Origin of the sequence: Sphingobacterium zeae (assembly GCF_030818895.1) — a bacterium.
Lineage (GTDB): Bacteria > Bacteroidota > Bacteroidia > Sphingobacteriales > Sphingobacteriaceae > Sphingobacterium > Sphingobacterium zeae.
The window spans coordinates 5,151,183-5,173,201 of the sequence record NZ_JAUTBA010000001.1 but is presented as its reverse complement, the minus strand read 5'-3'; the positions used below and the strand labels follow the sequence as shown (position 1 = coordinate 5,173,201).

The window sequence follows — 22,019 nt, the reverse complement described above, 5'->3', positions numbered from 1 at the left end:
AATGGAGCCGAATACAAAATTCGCCTCCATTATATATTTTGCTATGATTTAGATAATTCGGTGATGAGCGCCTTTAGATAATCCATGGCATCGGGATCAATGCGCTTTAAAGACTGCTGAAGTTGATCGGGATAAGCACTTTTTATCGCCATGATCGAACTTGCGATAACCATATAGGATTTGTCGTTTACAGCATTCAATATTAGACTTTTGTATTTTTTATCTTTTGTCTGCGCGAGCTTTTGGATCGCAGAGGCACGGATAACAGAGGCTTCGGATTTCTCTGCAAGTGTCGAGATTGTTTTTTCTGTTGATTTGCGGACTGCGGGATTGCTTAGATCGAGACCTTGAATTGCTGTTGCAGCAAGGTCGGGATCGGTATCCTTTAAAGCTTCAGTTAAGATTTGCTGGCTGATGGTATTCGCCGGATTTTTTGAGGCGTAGGCAATCGCGCCGACGCGGTTGGCAAAGGAAGGTGCATACTCATATTGATACCGATAGTCGGCAGCTGACTTATCGATTTCAATTTGGCCAACGAGCACTTTTTCGGGATCAATATCGATAAATTCAACAGCAGCAGGTAACGGAATCATAAATTGGGCATTCCGCTTGTTGAGTTGAAAGGTCTGTCTGATCTTCCCATTTTTTGTATAGATATCGACGGTCAAAGGAAGCTGGAATGTCTGCACGCTAGAATCTTGAATTTGGGCTACGTTCAGTATGACACTGTTCTCTCCCGTTCTTGTCGTGATTTTTAACATTGGATGCCCACCTTGGTAATACCATTGATTGAAATATGGAGCCCAGTCTTTTCCGGTCACCTCTTCCATAGCGAGACGCAGCTGTTGCGGTTCGCCGGTCTTAAAAGAATTGTCTGTCAAATATTTTTTTAGCGATTGATAGAATGCTTCGTCCCCCATCTGCGCCTTTAGGGCATACAGAATCAATGATCCTTTCGCATAGCTGATGTTATCGAACATATCTTCTTTATCGTGATAATAATAGCGTGCTAAAGCTGGGCTCTTTCCATGTTTAGTCGTGTTAAGGTAAGACTGGAGTTTTTCAAACCTCGATTTATCGCCACGATCTTTACCTCCGTCGTGTTCACGCCAGATAACCTCGCCGAAAGTGGCGAAAGATTCATTCATGGTCAGATTGGACCAAGATTCTGCTGTGACCAAATCGCCAAACCACTGGTGAAACAGTTCGTGTGCAATCGTTCCCTCCTGATTATCGTCCAACAATTCACGTCTCGTCTTTTGTACATGTTCACCGTGCAATGTTGCACTGGTGTTTTCCATCGCACCTGAAACATAATCACGGCAGACGATCTGTGCATATTTATTCCATGGGTAAGGGACACCCAGTGTTTTGCTATAAAAGTCCATCATGGCCGGCGTCTTCCCAAAAATATCCTTCGCATAAGGCGCATATTTCGGCTCTAGGTAATAGTCAACAGGGATATTATTGTACTTATCGGCATAGATTTTGAAATCGCCAACGGCCATCATAAACAAGTAGGGGGCATGTGGTAGATCCATTTTCCAGGTATCCGTGCGTGTACCATCCTGATTCTTCTGTTGGTTAATCAATGCTCCATTCGATAAACTCACATAGTTATCAAGGACAGTCATGGAGATTTCGGCCGTGGTCTTTTGATTTGGACGGTCGATGGTTGGAAACCATGCTGAAGACGCTTCTGTTTCGCCTTGTGTCCATATCTGGCGCGGCTTATTTGGCGTACGCTCATCAGGATTGATAAAATAAAGTCCTTTTGCATCATTGATTGCTGCACTTCCCTGTGCTTTTAATAAGTTAGGCTTTGCAGTATAATCGAGGTATATCGTGTACTTTTCTTTTGCGAGATACTTGCGGTCGAGCTTGATCAAAAGCGAGTTGTTATCATAGTTGTATTTTAATGGAACCAGCTGCTGATCATTAACCAAAGACACCTGTTTGATATCCATTCCTTTTGCGTCGAGGCGAAGGGAGTCTGTCGGGTAAAAATGGCGTTGCAATGTAACCCACTCTTTTCCATGGAGGAATTGATTTGTATAGTCAAAACGCACATCCAGCTTGGTGTGCACAAGATTGTTGATCTTGGTAGGAGTGGCTCTATACTGTTGGTCCACCGGTAGTTGCTGACCATTGCTGACACCCGTTTGCAGCATGGAAATTCCTACTAAAAGATATATGATTTTTTTGAACATGGTTTTAGTAAATCAAGATTTAAATAAATCTAAAGAAATTTCGGCTGTCCTAGAAATATGCTGCGAAGAAATTTGCAACTGCTGTTGGATGTTTTCTCGATTGCGCTATCGCTGATAATCGGACAGCGATCTCGTTGTAGCACTTTAAGCACCATATTTTGGTCGTCGGGTAAGGATAAATTTGCGCTTTTTAAGGTAAGCTTTCCAAGATAAATACAGGCTGAGAAGCATAGGAGGTCGATAAATTTGTTTATATTCAACTCAAATATTCAGATACTAGGTGAATTGAACTTAGGTTAGTTGAAACAAGTATACGATTTTATGAAAAAGAAAAATTTTGGTCTTATCCTCATGATGATAGGTATGGCAGGTACAGCGACAACTGGTTATGGACAACGGTTAACATATCCCACGACAACGAAAGGAACCGTTGTGGATGAATTTTGGGGAGAAAAGATTGCGGACCCCTATCGCTGGCTGGAAGATGATCGTTCAGCGGAAACAAAAACCTGGGTAGAGGCTGAGAATAAGGTCACATTTGACTATTTGAATGCAATCCCGTTCCGCACAAAACTGAAAGATCAATTAACAGAAATATGGAATTATGAAAAAATAGGAACACCTTTTAAGGAAGGTGGCTATACTTATTTTTTTAAAAATAATGGCTTACAGCAGCATGCGGTGCTTTATCGTAAACTAGGGGAGAAAGGGACAGAGGAAGTTTTCTTGGATCCAAATACCTTTTCGAAAGATGGATCGACTTCATTAGCGGACGTTTCATTTTCTAAAGATGGTAGCCTGATCGCCTATTCTATTTCTGAAGGCGGATCGGACTGGCGGAAAGTCATTGTACTGAATGCCAAAGATAAGTCACCTGTGGGGGATCCCCTCGTAGATGTTAAATTTTCCGGTATCGCTTGGAAAGGAAATGACGGGTTTTATTATTCAAGCTACGATAAGCCAAAGGGGTCTGAGCTTTCTGAAAAAACAGACCAACATAAATTATTTTACCATAAACTCAACACCGCACAGTCTGACGATAAATTGATTTTTGGAGGTTCTGCAACACCAAGGCGTTATGTAGGAGCTTCATTGACAGATGATCAACGGTACCTAATTATCTCCGCAGCAAATACGACGACGGGAAATGAACTGTATTATCAGGATCTTAAGCAGCCGAATAGCAAAATTGTTTGCTTGCAGGACCATTTTGATGCCAATACAGGTGTCGTTGACAATATTGGGGACAGTTTCTTATTGGAGACAAATTATAAGGCTGCCAACAACCGTTTGGTTAAAGTGGATTTGAAGAATCCTGCAAAGGAGAACTGGAAGGATGTTATTCCGGAGACTGAAAATGTCCTTTCGATCAGTACTGGAGGGGGATATCTTTTTGCAAATTATCTGAAGGATGCCGTTTCTGTCGTGATCCAATACGATTATACCGGTAAGAAGATCCGACAAATAGAATTGCCTGGCATTGGTACAGCGAGTGGCTTTTCGGGTAAAAAGACAGAAAAAGAGATCTATTTTGGTTTTTCAAATTACATTACACCGTCTTCGAGCTATAAGTTTGACGTAAATTCTGGAAGCTCTACACTTTATATCAAGCCTAAAGTAAAGTTTGACTCGGATCAGTATGAATCCAAACAGGTGTTCTACACATCGAAAGACGGCACAAAAGTTCCGATGATTATTACCTACAAAAAGGGGATCGCTCTGAACGGTAAAAACCCGACGATTGTGTATGGTTATGGCGGCTTTAATATCAGCTTAACCCCTGGCTTCAGTACTTCCGTTGCGGTGTGGTTAGCAAATGGTGGTGTTTATGCTGTTCCGAATCTCCGTGGAGGCGGCGAATATGGTCAGAAATGGCATGATGGCGGCAGGCAGTTCAACAAATTGAATGTCTTTCATGATTTTATTGCAGCAGCCCGTTACCTGCAGGAGAATGGGTATACATCACCGGAGTATACCGCTTTAAACGGGGGATCCAATGGTGGCTTGCTTGTTGGGGCGACAATGACAATCGATCCCAAAATTGCCAAAGTGGCTCTTCCAGAGGTTGGTGTTTTGGATATGTTGCGTTACCATACTTTCACGGCGGGCGCAGGTTGGTCCTATGATTATGGTACGGTCAGTGATAGCAAAGAAATGTTTGATTATCTGAAAGCGTATTCTCCGGTGCATAATGTGAAATCTGGCGTTTGTTACCCGGCAACAATGGTCTTAACCGGAGATCATGATGATCGTGTGGTGCCGGCGCATTCCTATAAGTTTGCTTCGGAGCTGCAGGCAAAGCAAGCGTGTGATAATCCTGTATTGATCCGTATTGAGACCAAAGCGGGTCATGGTGCTGGAAGGTCTACAGATGTTCTGATCAATAGTACGGTGGATAAGTATGCTTTTGCGCTTTGGAACATGGGAATAAAGGCATTAAAGTAGCCCAACAGCTTGAAGCTTCAATATGAGGTCTATAGCTATGTAAAAGTCCCGATCCAATTAAGGATCGGGACTTTTTTTTTTATTGACAATCAGGATAGCCGCTTATGTTTTCATTTAGTTTTCCCAAGTTTTTATTCCTTTGATCATCTTTTCAAGCGTCTCTTGATAGATTGGACGATCGTCCTCACTGGCCATTTCCACGGCTTTATTTTGCCACTTTATCGCTTTTTCTTTTTCACCTTTTTTGTAGAGTAGATTGGAGTAGGTGTCCAAGAATGCGCTGCTCGGATCTTCAATGATCGATTTTTTGCTCCAGCTTAGTGCGGATTCGATACAGGCCGGATCGCTGCTGTTGTTAAAGATAGTCCAGGCAAAAGTGTTTAATTGATGTGGCGTAAAATCTTCTGATGAAAGATAATCATTAATGGTATTTTTCATCGCCACATAATTTTTCACCTGAAGGTAATAGTGTGCTCTAATCTTCTTGAACATCGGAACGAAATCGATGTCCGGATATTTTGCTGTCAGTTCATTTTGATAACTATCCCAATTAGGTTCGTGCTTGGCATCTATTTTAATCTGGAATAATTCGTTGACAACAACATTTGCCAGCGTACGGTTGGCAATACCGGGTGACTCCAATAGGATATCAATTTTTTCTTTATTGTTCCGGATCAGATTAAAAGCTTTCGAATTGGTAAATTTTGCTGCAGCCAATAGAATATGCACGTTCTCCTTTTTGAACAACTCATCTGTTCCTAATGAATTTGCTAATGTATTTTCCGCCTTGCGCGCAGTGTTTTCATCGTAGGCGATATTCGCTGCTTTTAGCATCTGCTTTGCCGTGTAGATATCCTGCGGTCTTTTATCGAATTTTTTTAACAGGGTGTAATACTGTGTTTCGGGATTTAGCCCATCCATTACATGGCCGACAAATTCAGGCGCATCGCTTGCTCCAACAATGCGGTGTACAGCTTGTCCATTGGGATTAAAAATAAGAAATGTGGGAAACGATTGAATATTGTATTCATTGGAAATAGCACGCGCATCGGCATACCATTTTTTGACGTTGGTATTATCAGATTCTGTGGAATCCATTTGTACCCTAACACTCATAAAGTTTTGATTGATGGGCTGCCCAACCTGTTCTAGCGGAAAGATTTCATTACTCATGTATTGGCATGGACCACACCAGGTCGCAAATAGCTCCATTAAGATAAATTTGTTTTCGGCTTCTGCGCGCTCCTTTACTTGTTTCCAACTCAATCCATTTATAAATTTCACACCCTTAGTCTGGGCATGAGCCAAATTCCCGAATAAAATCGTAAGGCACAATGCGATTATACTTCTCATACTCACTCAACAAAAGATTCATAATTATGCTTAAGTTATCAAATTAATCTGAAAACAAAAACACCTCCGATGTTTTAATTTCAGAGGTGTTTTTGCGGATTGATAAATCGTCTATTTGATATTTATCTTAGCCTTTAAATCTTTTGTTAGGCCGTCTTTGTGTAACATCAAAGAAGTTGTTTTATAACGTACAAATTCTTTTGTGGCATATAAGTAACCGTGGTAGTCATTTGTTGTGCCCCAAGAATTTTTAACGATGTAATATTCTTTTCCGTTTTGATCTTTCACAAGACCGACAATGTGCATACCATGGTCATCAGTTGTTTGCCAGTTGTCAAAAGCTTTTTGTCTTTCTTCGGCTGTAACTTTTAATTCCGGTTTAGGACCCACGAACATGGTTGATTTCTCTTGCTCTGTCATTTCCTCGAAAGGTTTTTCAGGTACATAAGCAACCCCGTTTTTCCAGGAGAAACCTTTTTCAGACACGTCAGTTGCCCAAGCCACGGTATAACCCTTTTGTAAAGCGTTGTCAATGATATCCGTTAAATCGTTCATTTTAACGTTGTAAAAACGGTCGAATGACCAGTTGTCTGGAATCAGCAATACGAACTGGCTGTAATACGGATGATCGGTTACGGAAGCAATACCGACATAGTCGTCTGGATTGATACCGATTACCTGATCTGCAAAGGTACGTGGTGTGTAGGATTTACCGTTATAGTCAAATTTCTCAGGAACCTCTCCAAGGTAAGAATCCATGGCAGCGGTATAGGCTTTCTCCCAGTTTGGTGTCAATGTTTTGCCCTTCACTACTGCCCCCAACATAGCGTCCAACATAGAAGTCATTTCGCCAAAGTTGTTACGGGTAGTGCCGTAGTGGAGACCTGTATACGCAGATTGTGGCATTGTCCCGTATTTACGAAAGGAGTTCAAAACATCATGAAATTGACCGCCCTCGCCCAAAGACAATCCACCATGAAGGCGTACATAGGTACGTGCTTTGTCTAAGTATGTGTTCCGCGCAGTGTAAATCTGGGATATTTCAACTGGTTTTTTACCCATACGAATCATCTCAGACTCTAGAAAAGAATTACCTGAATAAGACCAACAAGTACCTGATGAACCTTGATTTTTGATGGATGTATTGCCTAGATTAATGACTTCAGTAAAGGTAAATCCAGATTTGCTATTGTCATTTTGATTTGCTTTTAGCGCATTGATCAAATTGTCTTGTGCTTGTACTTGGAAAGACGCTGCAAAAAGTGAAGCGGCTAGTACAATCGTTTTATTCCAATTCATAGTTAGTATGTTGTTAATTTAATGTGGTGCTAAAATAAATAAATAAAATTGAGTAAGATCAATTCCTCTGTAAAATAATTGTGCTGAAAAATCTTTAATTTCTATCTTAATGTACTGCTAGGCAAAGAAATGATGACAGTTTCCTCAGGTTCAATAGAAATGGTCAGAATTTTCATTCTGACCATTATATCGTGTTTAGTCTATCATGTGCTGGCCATTGCTGCAACATTTTACAACGATTAGCATAGTTTTTCAGTCTGTTTCGCCTAATCCGTGATGGAGGACTTTTTTGGAAAAAGCAGCGAAGCAATAATGCTTAAAGCGAGGATACCGATAATCACAATCAGTGAATGTGTTGTCGTAAAGCCAACTTCAGCCAACCAATGGTGTAGCAGCATCTTTAGTCCAATGAAGACCAGTAAAAAGGCTAAACCTACTTTGAGGTATTGGAACTTGTGTATGATATTGACCAATAGGAAAAACATTGACCGTAAGCCTAGAATCGCAAAAATGTTCGAAAAAAATACGACGTAGGGGTCTTTGGTAACGGAGAAAATCGCAGGAATAGAATCCACTGCGAAAATAAGATCGGTAAATTCAATCACCAGCAATACAAGAAAGAGCGGAGTCATGTATTTTACACCGTTCTCGACATGGAAAAAGTGCCCACCATCTAATTTCGGAGTTACTTTAAAGTAGCGGGAAGCGAATTTAACGACTGGGTGATTCTGTGGATCGACTTCCTCTTCCTGGTTGCGGTTAATAAACATTTTGACACCTGTAAAGACTAGGAAAGCGCCAAAAACATAAAGAATCCAGCCAAACTTAGCAATAAGGGTGGCACCAAGGAATATAAATAGGAAACGCATAATGATTGCGCCCAAAATACCCCAAACCAAAACTTTATGATAATAACGCTCTGGAATACCGAAAGAGGTAAACAGTAAGACCATCACAAAGATATTATCTACTGACAAGGCGTATTCCACAACATAACCGGTAAGATATTCCAGGCCAAGATTCTTATTATAGACATCGAGACTGGCCGCTAGATCGCCGGGAATAATTTTAATATCGTGGTGGTGCTTGGCGATGACCTCTTGGAGGTGATTCAAATCATGGATATTGTGCAGTTCAAATCCATAGTGACGTAGCAGCCAATAGAAGCCTAAAGAGAATAAGACCCAAATGGCACTCATAATACTCGCCATCTTCAGGCTGACAGGTTTGTCGCCTTTAGAAAATAACCCAAGATCTATTGCAAGCATCAGTGCAATAAAGATGAGGAACCCACCAAAAAACATTAATTCGTGACTCATTTTATTTTTTTCTTTCTGTTGTGTATTTTACCAATTGTTCCAATCCGGCTTTGTATTCGCTGTCTGGAAAGTCTTCCAATATTCGAAATGCATCTTGTTGGTATTCCAGCATCTTATTTGTCGCGTATGCTAACCCACCACTCTTGCGCACAAAATCAATGACTTCAGCAACTTTTTGAGCATCCTCATTGTGGTTTTTAACTAAATTAATGATTCTTCGTTTTTCGCTTGCAGTAACTTGATGTAATGCATAAATAAGCGGTAAAGTTATTTTCTTCTCTTTGATATCATTGCCGAGCGGTTTGCCGACGTCATCTAAACCAAAGTCAAACAAATCGTCTTTGATCTGGAATGCAATTCCAATTTTTTCACCAAATTGATGAAGTTTATTTACTGTTCCCTGATCTGCATTTGACGAAGCTGCTCCGCAAGCACAGCAAGAAGCGATTAGGGAGGCCGTTTTTTTTCGGATCACTTCAAAATAAATAGACTCTTCAATATCCAGTTTACGGGCCTTTTCGATCTGAAGCAATTCCCCTTCGCTCATCTGTTCAACAGCTTCAGAGACAATTTTGAGTAAGTGATAATCCTGATGTTTTACAGAAAGGAGTAAACCTCTTGACAATAGAAAATCACCCACCAAAACAGCAATTTTATTTTTCCATAGTGCATTGATCGAAAAAAAACCACGACGTTCGTAGGCATTGTCCACCACATCGTCGTGTACCAAAGAGGCCGTGTGCAACAACTCCACAAGAGCAGCACCTCGGTATGTGGATTCATTAATTCCGTTACATATGCCCGCTGAAAAGAACACAAACATCGGCCGCATTTGTTTGCCTTTACGTTTGATCAAGTATTGTGTGATGCGATCCAACAAGGGGACGGAGCTTTTCATCGAAGCTTTGAATTTTTTCTCAAAAGCTTCAAGTTCATGGACAATAGGACGTTGAATCTCTCTTAATTTTGACATGAATTAGGGTGAAATACCAAAATAGTAAAGCTTAAAGATAGTGATTTTATGACAACTCTTCGGCTGCTCTCTCCAGATTTTTGTACCATTCCTCACCGTAGGTGCGGATCAGTGGATCTTTTAAAAACTTAAATACAGGGACCTGCAATTCTTTACCGAATGAACAGGCATCTTTACAGATATGCCAACGGTCATAGTGAAGCACGTCAAATTCGGGATAATGTGTTGTCCGTATAGGGTATAGGTGACATGATACAGGTTTACGCCAATGGATCTCGCCAAGTTCGTAAGCTTTTTCAATAGCACATTTTGTAATGCCATTTTCCCAGGTCACATAGGCGCACTCTTTATTGCCATCGACACAGGTAGTCGTCAGATCACCATCGACATCAATCACATATTTGCCTTGCTCCTCAATCGCTTCAATACCTTTCGCTGTCATATAGGGCTTTACTTTAGGATAAATCTCCTCCAAGATGGCCTTTTCACTTTCCAATAAAGGCGCGCCTGAGTCGCCTTCTATACAACAGATTCCTTTGCACTTTGACAAATTGCACACAAAGTCATTGTTGATGAGATCTTCGTGTACCAATACATTTCCTACTTCAATCATTCTAATTATTTTGAGTAGCTTGCTCGTTGTCCCAATTTGTACTTTAATCCACTTGCTTCCAGTAATTCTAATGTTACTGAACCGATTAAAATATCTACATTGGCTTTGACCGGAATACGGTTGCCATCATTGGTTACCCACAAATAAAGCTTGCTATTTTTTTTAAATATCCGTCCCGGTTTGATTTCGGGACTGAATTTGAGGCATTCTAATGTGCCTAATTCTGTTTTTATCTTTTCTATTCCAATATATTGTATGCCTAAGGTCGCAATCTCATCATTCAGAAAATAAGTCAGCTTAAAAGATTCCCCCGGTTTAACCGTTGACAGATCCAGGTTGCGCGCAAAATAGTAGGAGGAAAGCAAGTCAAAAGTCTGATCAACCTTCGAATTAAATGTTCCTTTATTACCGACAACGGTATTTGTCGCTTGGTTAAAGCGTACCTTATCATTTCTTCTGTACCCTCCTTCGCGAATGTTTTCGGTATAATAATAGGGTAAAAATGTTTTACTGTTAATATACGAATTGTATTCATTGCGTACCGTATATATCGCAAAGGCACCTGCTGTCTTACCTGCAGCATATAAATGAAAGGAAGGGTTTCCAGTTCCATCCTTTGTATCTTCAACAGTTAATGTTCCAGTTGCGGCGGAAATAAAACCATAGCGGAGTTTATACTTTAATTTCTCACCGCCTTTAAACGCAGATTCTTTAAGATGCGGTAATTCTTGAGCAAAAGCAGTACTTACTACCACGGATAAGTAAAAGAGCAAAGTCGATATAAGTTTCATATAGGTAAGTTTACGAAATTTGTTTGAAAAAGAAATGTTAATTTCATTCAAATAAATTTAACTTTTGGCATTAAATGAGACGTTCATAGACAATGACTTATAGATCGGTGTGATTGGATTACTTAGGCTGTACTCGTTTAAATACAGGTACGGTAGAACAAGGCTCACCATACATAATGCTTTTTGCCACCTTGCTAAGTTTTACCGTAAACAGCACAAATATGGATTCTGGAATAAAGGTGTCGCCACAGCCCTTTACAACGACACGCTGATCCCGAAATTGTTCCATGTCAATCTGTTCAATAGCCGCAGCATACTGCATACGTAATAGTTCATCCGCGTCTCCGAAGATGATTGTTGCTGCATACGGTTCCAATTTATTGGCCAATAACATGTAAGCCCAGGTGGGCACAATGGCATCTGCACTACAAGTAATGGCTACATGTTTATCCGCGTATTGCGACCAGTCGTTTGTCTTAATGAACTCGCGGAAATCCTTTTCTTTAAGGATCAAGCCATGGAAGAGATTATCCTTAATATCATATACCACATTGTCTGCTTGAGGATGATAGTTGGCCAAGTCGACTGTGACTAACCCACTTTGCGCAACTTTGTTGACAATATTTGTTTGAATATCCATATTACATCAAAAAAAAGCCGGACGATAATTCGTCCGGCTACAAATTTACTTAAAAATCTTTTAAAAGAATTTCACTCTATTGTCAATGATTTCAGCTTTGTCTTGTAATGCACGGAAAATAGATCCCCAAGCGCGTTGTGCTTTAGCTGCAAGCATTTGTTTCTTTTGTCCATTGATATCGGAAATAGCGGCAGGATTGGTAAAGCCGTTTACCTGTACTACATATACACCTGTACTTCCTTCAATCGCTTTGGAAGGTTTGTTTGGTTGAAGTCCAAAAACTGTTCCTACAACCTTGTTTTCCAATGCAACGCCAGGGATAACTGGGTTTGCGAAGACAACATTCTCAACGTGAATAGCTGATTTACCCACTTTTTGAGCAACCTGATCGATAGAAGATGCACCTGCTAAAGCTTTGCCAAATTTCTCTTTCAAAATCTTCGCTTTAACCATATTTCTTACTGCAGGCTCGATATCTTTTTTAACGGCTTCCAAAGAAAGCGTTCCTTTAGGTTGTATATCAACCAAACTTGCTAAGATGTAAGAAGTTTCAGTCTCAAATACTTTGTCCGAGATATCACCTTTTTTAGCATCAAAAGCCCATTTAATTAAATCACGCGGCGCTTCATTACCATCTAATACATTGTCCATCGCTGTTACGCGTGAAGCTGTTTTTGCTTCCAGACCAAGTTTTTTGGCTTCTTGAGCAAAGTTCTGTGCTGTAGCGGCAGATAAGAATGCTGTTGCTTTGCTATGCGCATTGTTCAACGTTTCTTTTCCACTGCTGATCACTTTATCAATGATGGCAACTTTCGCATATTTTGAGCTACCTGATTGTTTCTCAATTTTAATGACATGCACGCCAAATTGAGATTTTACAACTTTGATATCACCCGTTTTTCCTTCGAATACGGCATTCTCAAACTCAGGAACCATACGACCTCTTGTGAATGTCCCTAGTTCGCCACCATTTGTTTTGCTTTCGGGATCTTTGCTGAACTGAACGGCTAAAGCAGCAAAATTGTCTCCTTTTTGAATCAATCCTTTGATAGAATCTGCTTTCGCCAAGGCTTTATCAACGCCACCTTCAGCTGCAGGATCCAATAAGATATGAGAAGCTTTTACGGAGTCAGGACTTACGGTCGTAGAAACAACTTTTGCAATTTCATACGCATTGTTGTTTAAAAAAGGTCCGACTGTCGTGCCAGCAGCCACATTGAATACAACGGAATCTAAAGAAGGGCTCAACTGTCCTTTTTTCACATACGTGAACGGATATTTGTTGTCTGAATTGATCGAAGCAAACAAAGAGTCGTCTTTGGCAACAATTAAATCCTGTTTCAATTTGTTGATGGTCTCTTTTACCGCCAAAGAATCTTTAGCAAGAGGTTTTGCATCTACAGTTACATATTGAATTGCACGAGTTTCCTCTTGCGTTTTGAACATGTTTTTATGTTCATCATAATATTCTTGGTAATCAGCATCCGTCAATTTAGCATCTGCGTCTTTGACAGAAGCATAATCCAAAAGAATGTATTTGAAGTTTGCCAATTTATTGCGCTCTTGGTATTCTTCGTTTGCTTCCAATGAAGTAACGTATACGCTATTGGAAAGCAACTCGCCATATTTGCTGCTTAAACGTTCATCTCTGACGCCTTCAAGTAAGGTATTCCATTGGTCGTAGACAGCAGGATTATTATTTACCTGTCCTAAGAAGGTCATCAATTGACTATGGTCAAACTGTCCCGTTTGTGGGTTAGTAAAAGCTTGAACGATTTGAGGTGAAGGATTTGGCCCTTTTACTAAATCATTTAACTCTTCTTTACCGACAGTCAAACCGATTTTTTCAATCTCTTTTTTCAAGATCTCTCTTGACAAAAATTGATTCCACACTTGTTGAACAGCGTATGTTCTCATTTGAGGAGTTACTGCACCTCCCATTTGTTGTTTGAACATTTCTTCTGTTTGTTCAACTTGTTGATTGAACGCAGGATATTCAATTTCAGTTCCGTTGACTTCCCCTACACGATTTTGATGTCTCGCCCAAAAAGGAGCTCCTCCCCGAACGACATCGCCTAGTAAAAATGCTAAAATTGCGATAGCCATAGCTGCGGTCAAGATGACACCCGCTTTGTTACGCAAAAAGCCCATTAATCCCATAGTCTGCTTATTGTGTTTATATTGTGTAAATACTTGTATTTCGTTAATTTATGCATAGCATAGCAAAATGCGGTGCAAGATACAATTTTTATAAAAAAAAATGGAATATTTTCCTGAATGTAGCAAAACAAATTTGAAAAATAATTGTATAAACTGGAGTTTTTTCTTTCTTTTTTGTTTAATAGATTCGTTATAAAAGAGTTAATTGTACAATCAAACGATCGATAGGCTAGGGTTGAACCCGATTATTTTCCCAAAGAAGGGAATAGATTGTTGTTGGTAATAATGGTGTAGCCAGTGGCATTTGCTATATTGACATGTTTGAAATCTTTATCAGAAGTAAATGATGACCCCTGTAAGTTACCCCGATTATCGCGAAAGAAAGCCGTTATCGGAACGTGATTATAAAATATCCTGTTGCTGTTGCTATCAACTTGACTTTCGTCATAGATGATTTCTTCAGTTTTGATGATAGATCCGTCAGCCATCGTTACTACAACATTTTTTGTGAAAGTGGTCGTCTTTTCTTTTTCCCTACGGATGGCGTGGTCGGAGGTGATGCGCTGAGTTTCCTTTAAATTGTCATCATAAAAGATGATTTTTATGCTTTTGGGAAATTCATATACTTCGGTACTATCGTGTTTGATACGCATTTCTGGCGCTGTAAGATTGGCTTTTACCCGAGTCGAATCACTGTAGATGATGTCTACATGACGTGAGATGTCGACCGCCTCTTCCTTTTTCATGTTGGCAATCCGGTCGACCTCTTTTAAATCAGGTTCACACGAGGTCAATGAGAGCGCCCCTAGTAAAGATACGATTACTAGGGGCGATATATTTTGGATTATGGTTGAAGCAAATGTCTTGCGTACCATCGGATTAATCAAATTGTGTTCTTCTAAACCAGCGGTCATTTAAGGTAAAGCCTATATTAAAGTTAATATAACGTTCACGTAAGAGGCTATTGCTGATTTTGCCCATTTGCCCAAATTCTGCCGAAAAGTTTATTTTAGAGAAAGCTCCCGAAAATTGATTTCTTGCAAATGGAAAACCAACACCAACAGTAACAGCCATATCGTTGATATTTTGGTTACTTAGGAAATATTGTGTTTGGTTATATCTAAATCCAAGCCGATAATCTACTCGGTTCAAATACCTAAGCGAAGTGACATCGGGGGTAATTTGACCGCCAATCGCTACGCCGTAATTCTTGCGAAGCTCATTTTCTCCTTTTCTAGTCTGAAATCTCGACCAATCTGCGTATTTAAAATCAGCACCAACTAACCAGCGGTTGCTACGCGCAAGCGTGATACCGACATTATGCTTCAGTGGAAGGGTCAAATGTCTGCTACTGCGGTCAGAAATAAAGGTACTGTCCAACGGGATATTTTGGTTGTCCGGATCGGAAGAAGGGGTAGTTCTTGTATTAAATATTGTTGTTCTCTCTTTAATATCATTATTCAATGAACCGGAGTAACCAAAGGTCAGCGAATATTCCTTATTTAATGGTTGCTCGTATTGTAAACCATAATCAAAGATAATACCTTGTATTTCGCGTTTATTCTGTTGCTGGGTATTCAATGCTCCCGATGAAGGGAGAAATTCTACACGGCTATAATCATTTAAGGTTCCAAATAGATAAGACATGTTGGCACCGATACTCAGGCCTTTCACGATGCGTACCCCCCAACCAGCATAGGCTTTTGTTAAACCACCTTCGCCGGTGAAAACTTTTGTGTAAGGATCCGCATTTGAAGTTCCCGTTGAAGATGTCCGATAACCAATATCGGAGTAGGGAAGAATACCCAAACTGATCCCTCCGAATCGTTTCATGGGGAAAGTCATGGTGATGTGGCTAAAGGCAAAGTCAGCCGTGTTATCTGATCTGGTTGTCGAATTTAATTGCGTGTAATTGCCATATAGACCAGCATCAAAGGTGGTGAACTGTGTGGCAGAGTAAGATGCAGGATTGCTCGGGTTGGTGTTGTATACGCCATTGATTCTTCGAATAGCAGTATTCACCCCCCCCATACCTCTATATTGTGGCAATAAATCCTCTCGCATCTGACCAAGTCCAAATTGAGAGTAGGGTGATGCGGATGTCGTTTTTTGGGCAAATGCGGTAGTAGAACTAGCTAAAATTCCCCCTGCTAACAACAGTTGGAGTGATTTATTTTTTAGAGAGCTTGTAAAGCGTTTCTGCATGGTCAATCTATAAAATTGAGAAACTAATGTTTATTTAGTTTTAGTGAAATTTTCGAGTTATTTGACTCTGATATTAAATGTTTTTTGCTTTTAATCGCATACAAAACTATTCAATTTTTGCGAGCTTGTTAAGCCGATTTTGTTAAAAAAGGTTAAACGCTTATTGTACAGTGGCTTAGAAAAACTGAAAGTAGATTATAGTGAGTGTTATAATGGCGTATACGACCTCAAAAAACCATTTCTTTTTGGCATAAGTGAAATAATAAGCCATATAGATGGCGATAGAAGGTGCACAAAGTAAAAAATGGGCTTCTGTTAGTTTTTTATTCCAGTAGAACGACACTACCGCCAGGCATAACATAAAGAACAATAATTGAAATGACTTGCGGATATGCACGACACTTTTAAAAAAGTTATCTTTTAAGACCATTAAGAAGAGTATTAAAGTAAAAAAGACCGGCACGAGTACCAGATAGTCGACCAATTGAATACGGATAGCCGTAGGAAATTTGTACGTAAACGGCAGCCAAATCGTATAAAACTGCTGCATTTTGCCCATCCAAAGATAGATTACCGCCAAGATAAAATACACCGTGGCCAAGCCAAGGAGTGGGGTGATCCATTCGCGCCAGTTGAACGGCCTGAAAATGAGTAGGCCTATCCATAATAAGCCAAACATACTCAAGAATGGAAAGTAAACCAAGCTTCCGATGCCTACAATCATACCCAGATCAAACATTTCGGCTTTAACATCCGTCTGCCGATAGAGGGAGAGCAACTTGCTTAACATCCATATCGAAATAAAATTACAGATCAGCGTTGGAGACAGCACCAAAAATGGTAAAAACAAGCTGGCCAATGTCATATACATCAAAGCGACCAGAAAGCTCGGTTTCCCGAGTAAGTTAAAATGGCTTGTAATGCGATTGAGTATTGTCGCCTGGAAGATCGTCAAGATCAGCGTGATAAAAACATTGGTGGCAGGAGAAAGGTTGATTAAGTTGTTTTCTCCCAATAAATTGCCTAATGCCGGTTCAAAAATTACAGAGTCAAGTTTATCCGGAAGGTGCAAAAAAATCCCTAAACATAGCACAAAGCCTACGAGCGATAGAAATACAATATTAATGGGTGAATAATTCCTAAACTGACTAATAATCATGATCTTGATAGATAGCTACTATGTATTCTTTTTTTCCAATTTGCTAATGCGACGGTCAAGCAGAAAAAGGAAGAAAGCCAAGCCCAGAAAAATGACCAACATGACCAATACTACGACGTAGATTTTTCCTTCGCTACGCAATCCGGTCGCCATATCGACATCTTCTTGCGCAAATGTACTCAGGGTCGATAACATGAGTAAGACGATTGACAATGCTATTTTTTTCATTTCTATTGCTATAAATTATTATTCGAGTTGTTGCCTATTTTTATGCGCAACATAACATGTGTTTTATGGATACAAATCTTTGATACTTATGCGCCTAATTCTTGCTTTCTCTCTAATAAACGCATTCTATAGCGCATTGTACAGATCCAGGTCGCTATTAAAATCCATCCAATGACAGAACTGTAGAACGTCGGGCGTAGCTCGTTACTCATCTGAAGATCAGCAAATGTCCCATTCCCACCACTACCTGGGTGTAGGGAATCTGTTAGTTTAGGTAAGATATAGATAAGTACAATGATAATCGGAAAGGCAAAAATATTGTATACTGCAGAAATCTTCGCTCTTTTTTGTTCTTCTTCCAATGCATTGCGGAGAACAAGGTATGCGAGATACATCAATGTTGCGATCGCAGAGCCATTTAGTTTCGGGTCGTTTGGCCACGGTTCACCCCAGGTGATATTTGCCCATAACATACCCGTCGCAAGTCCCAAAAAGCAGAATGTGATACCCGTATTTACAGCCTCTATAGCCATTAAATCATAGGCTTGTTTTCCGGTGTTGAGGTATTTAATGCTGTATACCACAGAAACCAAATACATCGAAATCATAGCAAACCACATCGGAACATGAAAATAGACATTACGTATGCTTTCATGTAGGATAAATAGGCGGGGAACAGGACCTAAAAGTCCATTGATAATAACACCACAGATAATCAATACCGCTAATACTTTCCACCATTTTTTTCTCATGGTTATATTGAATTTAATTTGTCTTCAATGCTCATATTTAATCTCGCCAAAGGTACGGAAATAACAACAAAGAAATAGTGATGGTGATTACATTAATTGCGAGTAATACGATTATTTCTTTGCTGCTTGAAGCTCTTTCCAAACCTTCAATAGCATTGCGTGATAGTTTTATTAATACGATCAATAAGGGGATAATTGCCGGGAAACTAAGTATTGCCATTAGCGTGCTGTTGTTTCCTGCTTTAGCGCTAATTCCAGAAATCATGGTAAATACAGTTGAAAAGCTAATGCTTCCGAGCATGACCGATAAGAAGTAGAGTGTCGGGTCGCCAATGGGGTTTTTGAATATGGTTGAATACACAAAATAGGCGATGGTCGCCAGCAGTGTCATCACCATGGTATTGTAGATAATTTTTGCTAAAATAATCGCTCTTGGGTCAACCAGCATGTAGTAGTAGAATTGCCGATTGGGGTTTTCTTGGACGAAGCTTTTGTTGATTGCATTGATCGAAGCGAAGAGCATAATGATCCAAAATAATGCATTCCAAGTAGTCGTATCAACTGATTTAAATGCTTGATAGCAGACGAAAACAGTTGATACGACATATAGTAGAATTCCGTTAATAGCATATTTTGAACGCCATTCCAGAATGATGTCTTTAAGAACTAAGGTTTTTACTTGTTGCATCAGCGTCATATGCAGCAAAGATACAAATGTATTTTAACCGCGATAGTGAGCAACAACATCAATTCCTAAAAAAGACGTTATTTTTACTTATACGTTAGAAATTTTTGACTTCGCAGCATCAGTTGTATCATCGATTTTGCCTGCCAAGTTTTGAGCTGCACCGTTGGCGTGTTCCAAAGCTTCTCTGCCAGCTTCTTTCGCCTTGTTTTTTAGTGCATCCGCATCTTCTGTGGCCTTGCTGAAAGCAGCCTGAGCTTTCGATTTTAAGTTATCTAATTCAGACGAAGCTTTATTGGCTAATTTTTGCGCCTTTTTAGCTTCTTTCTTAGAAAGATCTTTCAATGACTTAGTTAAGCTCTTAATGCCATCATTTGCACGATCTAATTGTTTTTTTCCGTCATCAGTTCCTAAAAGGTACCATGCAGCAGCTCCCGCAGCCAATCCTACCAAAGCAAATGCCACTAATCCATTTTTGCTATTTTTCATAATTCTTCTATTTTGTTATATATTCAAATGATAATCAAGTATGATACCAAATGAACAATCACAGGGTGATTTTGTTTAAAAAGAATCAATAATTAACAAAATTTTACATATCAATCTTTTGCTGCTTCGACTGGAGGTTGTAGAGGTGTTGATAGAGCCCACTTTCTTTTTGAAGCAGCTCAAAGTGGGTGCCGCTTTCCGATACGATGCCGTTCTCGACAACGATAATTTTATCGGCATCGATAATAGTAGATAATCTATGCGCAATGATAATCGAAGTACGTCCGCGCATTAATTCTTCCAATGCCTCTTGTACCTGGCGCTCAGACGCTGAATCTAGTGACGAAGTGGCCTCATCTAAGATAAGAATGGCAGGGTCTTTTAACAGTGCGCGGGCAATGGCAATACGCTGGCGTTGCCCGCCAGAGAGTTTTACGCCACGTTCCCCAACGAGGGTGTTATAGCCTTCCGGGAAATTTAAGATAAATTGATGTGCATTGGCACGTTTAGCAGCGGCTATAATTTCATCTTCTGAGGCATCGAGTTTGCCATACGCAATATTTTCGCGGATAGTACCTCCAAACAGCAATACATCCTGGGGTACAATAGCGACCTGATTACGGATATCGCATAATTCAAAATCGGATGCTGGTCTGTCGTCGTAGCAGACTTCACCTGTATTGACCGTGTAGAATTGTAAGATCAATGAAGCGATTGTTGATTTTCCTGTTCCACTTGGTCCAACTATGGCAATTTTATCTCCAGCATTGGCTGTAAAATTGATGTCTTTTAGAATTTCAATATCGGGACGACTTGGGTAGGCAAAGGAAACATGATTGAAGCTTAGTTTGCCGGTCATTATTTCGTGAACTTCTTTACAAGTCGGTTTCACATTGAGGTTTTCTTGAGGCTCATCCAGAATTTCCAAAATGCGTTCACTTGCCCCTAAGGAGCGTTGGATATTGGCGTAGAGTTCAGGAAAACTGCCCATGGATCCTGCAACAAACATCGAATATAGGATGTAGGTCGTCAGGTCGCCGACAGTCATTTCGTGGATAGCAACTAGTGCAGCTCCATACCATATAACAGCGATTACTGCTCCAAAAATACAGAAGATGATAAATGAAGCAAATGCACCCCGAAAGGTTGCACCTTTAACGGCAAGTTTGACGACAGAATCCATCTGTCTGCTATAACGGTTAAACTCGAAATATTCGTTAACAAAAGCCTTCACATTGCTGATGCCTAATAAAGTCTCCTGAACGATACTGTTTGATTCAGCCATTTTGTCTTGGGCCTGTCTGGATAGTTCACGGATAAATTTTCCAAAGATAATGGCCGCCACAACGATGATCGGTAAAATACAAAGGTTCATGAGAGCAAGTTTGGGCGATACCCAAACCAATAGGAAAACACCAAAACAAAGGCTGATCAACTGCCTTAGGATTTCAGCTAGTGTGGTGGTCAAGGTATCCTGGATCTGCGAAAGATCTGCAGACAGACGGCTGTTTAATTCGCCAACTCGGCGGTTGGCAAAAAATTCGATCGGTAATGAAATCAGTTTTAGATAAGTATCCTTGCGGAGGGCAGCCAATGTACGTTCTGCGATTTCAACAAAAATACGGATGCGAAAAAAAGAAACGACCGATAGAAAAGATAATATAATAAATGCAATGCCACCGATATAATATACTTCTGGAGGAAGCCAGAGATATTTTTGCTTCCCTTGAGCAGCATCGATCATAGCCCCAAGCAGTGCTGGGAACGCCAACATGGCTAGACTGGATAATACCAAGAAAAACATGCCTATTCCAAATTTAAACCGATAAGGTTTTAAATAGGTCAATAATTTTGCAGCTCTCAATAGGAGCTCCTTATTCAATTTTGGTTTTGGTAGATCCTCTTCTTGTTTATTACCGCTGTTGAATCCTCTTGCCATATCCGCTACTTCAAATTTTGTTGCGAGGACAAATGTAACGAGATTAAAAGGAATTTGCTATCATACTATAGTCAATTTTTACTAGTAAGCTGACTTTTTGATAACCTAGGGGCTAATTTGACTTGTCGGCTATTATGTTGAAACTGGTATTTGCCTATTCTATTCTATACTTTGTCGTTTTGCAAAGGCTTGCTTTGCACGGTTTGTTTAGCTTTGGCCGTGTAGAGTAGATAACCTAAGACCCCGATCACAAGTAAAGCAATATAAAGGAGAATATTGCCTAAACCTCCGTTACCTGATGTTTTGTCAACTTGGCTACGTAATTTTTCGTTTTCTTTCTGAAGCTTGCTTATGGTGCCGATATAAGCAGATACCTGTTTGTCATAATCTGTTGCCAGCTGCTGAAATTTATCTTTCTCAAAATCTTTGATTTTAAGGAGTTTTTGTGTTTCGAGAAAGATATTATTATCGGTAATCACAATATCTTTAAGGATATCGATACTCTTTTGCATATCTCCTTTTGATTTAAATAGACCAAAAAGGCCCGTTTTTTTGGTAAGACTGGTGTCATAAGCACCGAACTTTTGTTGCCTGGCATTGAGTAGCTCGTTTACATGGCTCCGCTGTACTTCATAAGCGCTGGAATCTGGATTGGTTTGAGCGTTGACTTGTTTCAGGAAGCCGGATAGCATTGTGAGCAGAAAAAGGAGTTTTATAGATCTCATGTATGTTGAACAATTTGTATAATCAAATATCGAA

General features: G+C 39.9%; 19 protein-coding genes. 1 reads left to right on the top strand and 18 read right to left on the bottom strand.

Annotation, left to right across the window (positions count from 1 at the left end; translation table 11 throughout):
• Positions 1–41 precede the first annotated feature (41 nt).
• Positions 42–2,210 carry a M1 family aminopeptidase gene (locus QE382_RS21690; protein WP_307187743.1) on the bottom strand — a complete coding sequence of 723 codons (2,169 nt, stop codon included), beginning with the start codon at positions 2,208–2,210 and terminating at the stop codon, positions 42–44.
• Between the two features lie 321 nt (positions 2,211–2,531).
• On the opposite strand from QE382_RS21690, the gene QE382_RS21685 reads away from it, so the two are divergent.
• Entirely contained in the window at positions 2,532–4,655 is a 2,124-nt protein-coding gene (locus tag QE382_RS21685) for a prolyl oligopeptidase family serine peptidase (protein WP_307187742.1), read from the top strand.
• Positions 4,656–4,769: 114 nt separating this feature from the next.
• Here the strand turns inward: QE382_RS21685 and QE382_RS21680 are convergent, their stop codons facing one another.
• From QE382_RS21680 to QE382_RS21600, 17 genes are all read right to left on the bottom strand, one after another.
• On the bottom strand, positions 4,770–6,008 hold the full coding sequence (locus QE382_RS21680) for a thioredoxin family protein (RefSeq protein WP_307187741.1): 1,239 nt from the start codon (positions 6,006–6,008) through the stop codon (positions 4,770–4,772).
• 111 nt (positions 6,009–6,119) lie between these two features.
• On the bottom strand, positions 6,120–7,307 hold the full coding sequence (locus tag QE382_RS21675; protein WP_293956258.1) for a C1 family peptidase: 1,188 nt from the start codon (positions 7,305–7,307) through the stop codon (positions 6,120–6,122).
• Between the two features lie 266 nt (positions 7,308–7,573).
• On the bottom strand, positions 7,574–8,626 hold the full coding sequence (locus tag QE382_RS21670) for a TerC family protein (RefSeq protein WP_307187740.1): 1,053 nt from the start codon (positions 8,624–8,626) through the stop codon (positions 7,574–7,576).
• A gap of 1 nt (position 8,627) precedes the next feature.
• Positions 8,628–9,599, bottom strand: a complete 972-nt coding sequence (locus tag QE382_RS21665; RefSeq protein WP_307187739.1) for a polyprenyl synthetase family protein — start codon at positions 9,597–9,599, stop codon at positions 8,628–8,630.
• Positions 9,600–9,645: 46 nt separating this feature from the next.
• A complete protein-coding gene (locus QE382_RS21660; protein WP_307187738.1) occupies positions 9,646–10,212 on the bottom strand; it encodes a DUF3109 family protein in 567 nt (188 codons plus the stop codon).
• A 5-nt stretch (positions 10,213–10,217) separates the two neighbouring features.
• Positions 10,218–11,003, bottom strand: a complete 786-nt coding sequence (locus QE382_RS21655) for a DUF3108 domain-containing protein (RefSeq protein ID WP_209578725.1) — start codon at positions 11,001–11,003, stop codon at positions 10,218–10,220.
• 118 nt (positions 11,004–11,121) lie between these two features.
• Positions 11,122–11,643 carry a DUF2480 family protein gene (locus QE382_RS21650; RefSeq protein ID WP_307187737.1) on the bottom strand — a complete coding sequence of 174 codons (522 nt, stop codon included), beginning with the start codon at positions 11,641–11,643 and terminating at the stop codon, positions 11,122–11,124.
• 60 nt (positions 11,644–11,703) lie between these two features.
• Positions 11,704–13,803, bottom strand: coding sequence for a peptidylprolyl isomerase (locus QE382_RS21645; protein WP_307187736.1), 2,100 nt, complete (start codon positions 13,801–13,803; stop codon positions 11,704–11,706).
• 245 nt (positions 13,804–14,048) lie between these two features.
• The gene (gene lptC / locus QE382_RS21640; RefSeq protein ID WP_293879497.1) at positions 14,049–14,717 is read right to left on the bottom strand and encodes an LPS export ABC transporter periplasmic protein LptC; all 669 of its coding nucleotides are present in this window, start codon (positions 14,715–14,717) and stop codon (positions 14,049–14,051) included.
• Entirely contained in the window at positions 14,683–16,008 is a 1,326-nt protein-coding gene (bamG, locus tag QE382_RS21635; protein WP_307187735.1) for a BamG family beta-barrel-assembly machinery protein, read from the bottom strand. The genes lptC and bamG overlap by 35 nt, the downstream gene beginning before the upstream one ends.
• Positions 16,009–16,183: 175 nt before the next feature.
• Positions 16,184–17,167 carry a DUF6427 family protein gene (locus QE382_RS21630; RefSeq protein WP_307187734.1) on the bottom strand — a complete coding sequence of 328 codons (984 nt, stop codon included), beginning with the start codon at positions 17,165–17,167 and terminating at the stop codon, positions 16,184–16,186.
• Between the two features lie 18 nt (positions 17,168–17,185).
• Complete coding sequence (locus QE382_RS21625) at positions 17,186–17,395, bottom strand: CcmD family protein (protein WP_307187733.1); 210 nt, start codon at positions 17,393–17,395, stop codon at positions 17,186–17,188.
• A gap of 86 nt (positions 17,396–17,481) precedes the next feature.
• On the bottom strand, positions 17,482–18,147 hold the full coding sequence (ccsA, locus tag QE382_RS21620) for a cytochrome c biogenesis protein CcsA (RefSeq protein ID WP_307187732.1): 666 nt from the start codon (positions 18,145–18,147) through the stop codon (positions 17,482–17,484).
• 37 nt (positions 18,148–18,184) lie between these two features.
• The gene (locus QE382_RS21615; protein WP_307187731.1) at positions 18,185–18,844 is read right to left on the bottom strand and encodes a heme exporter protein CcmB; all 660 of its coding nucleotides are present in this window, start codon (positions 18,842–18,844) and stop codon (positions 18,185–18,187) included.
• Positions 18,845–18,922: 78 nt separating this feature from the next.
• Entirely contained in the window at positions 18,923–19,321 is a 399-nt protein-coding gene (locus tag QE382_RS21610) for a hypothetical protein (protein WP_307187730.1), read from the bottom strand.
• A gap of 103 nt (positions 19,322–19,424) precedes the next feature.
• Positions 19,425–21,260: an ABC transporter ATP-binding protein gene (locus QE382_RS21605; RefSeq protein WP_307187729.1), complete on the bottom strand. Its 1,836-nt coding sequence runs from the start codon at positions 21,258–21,260 to the stop codon at positions 19,425–19,427.
• Positions 21,261–21,424: 164 nt separating this feature from the next.
• Complete coding sequence (locus QE382_RS21600; RefSeq protein WP_307187728.1) at positions 21,425–21,985, bottom strand: hypothetical protein; 561 nt, start codon at positions 21,983–21,985, stop codon at positions 21,425–21,427.
• Positions 21,986–22,019: the final 34 nt, after the last annotated feature.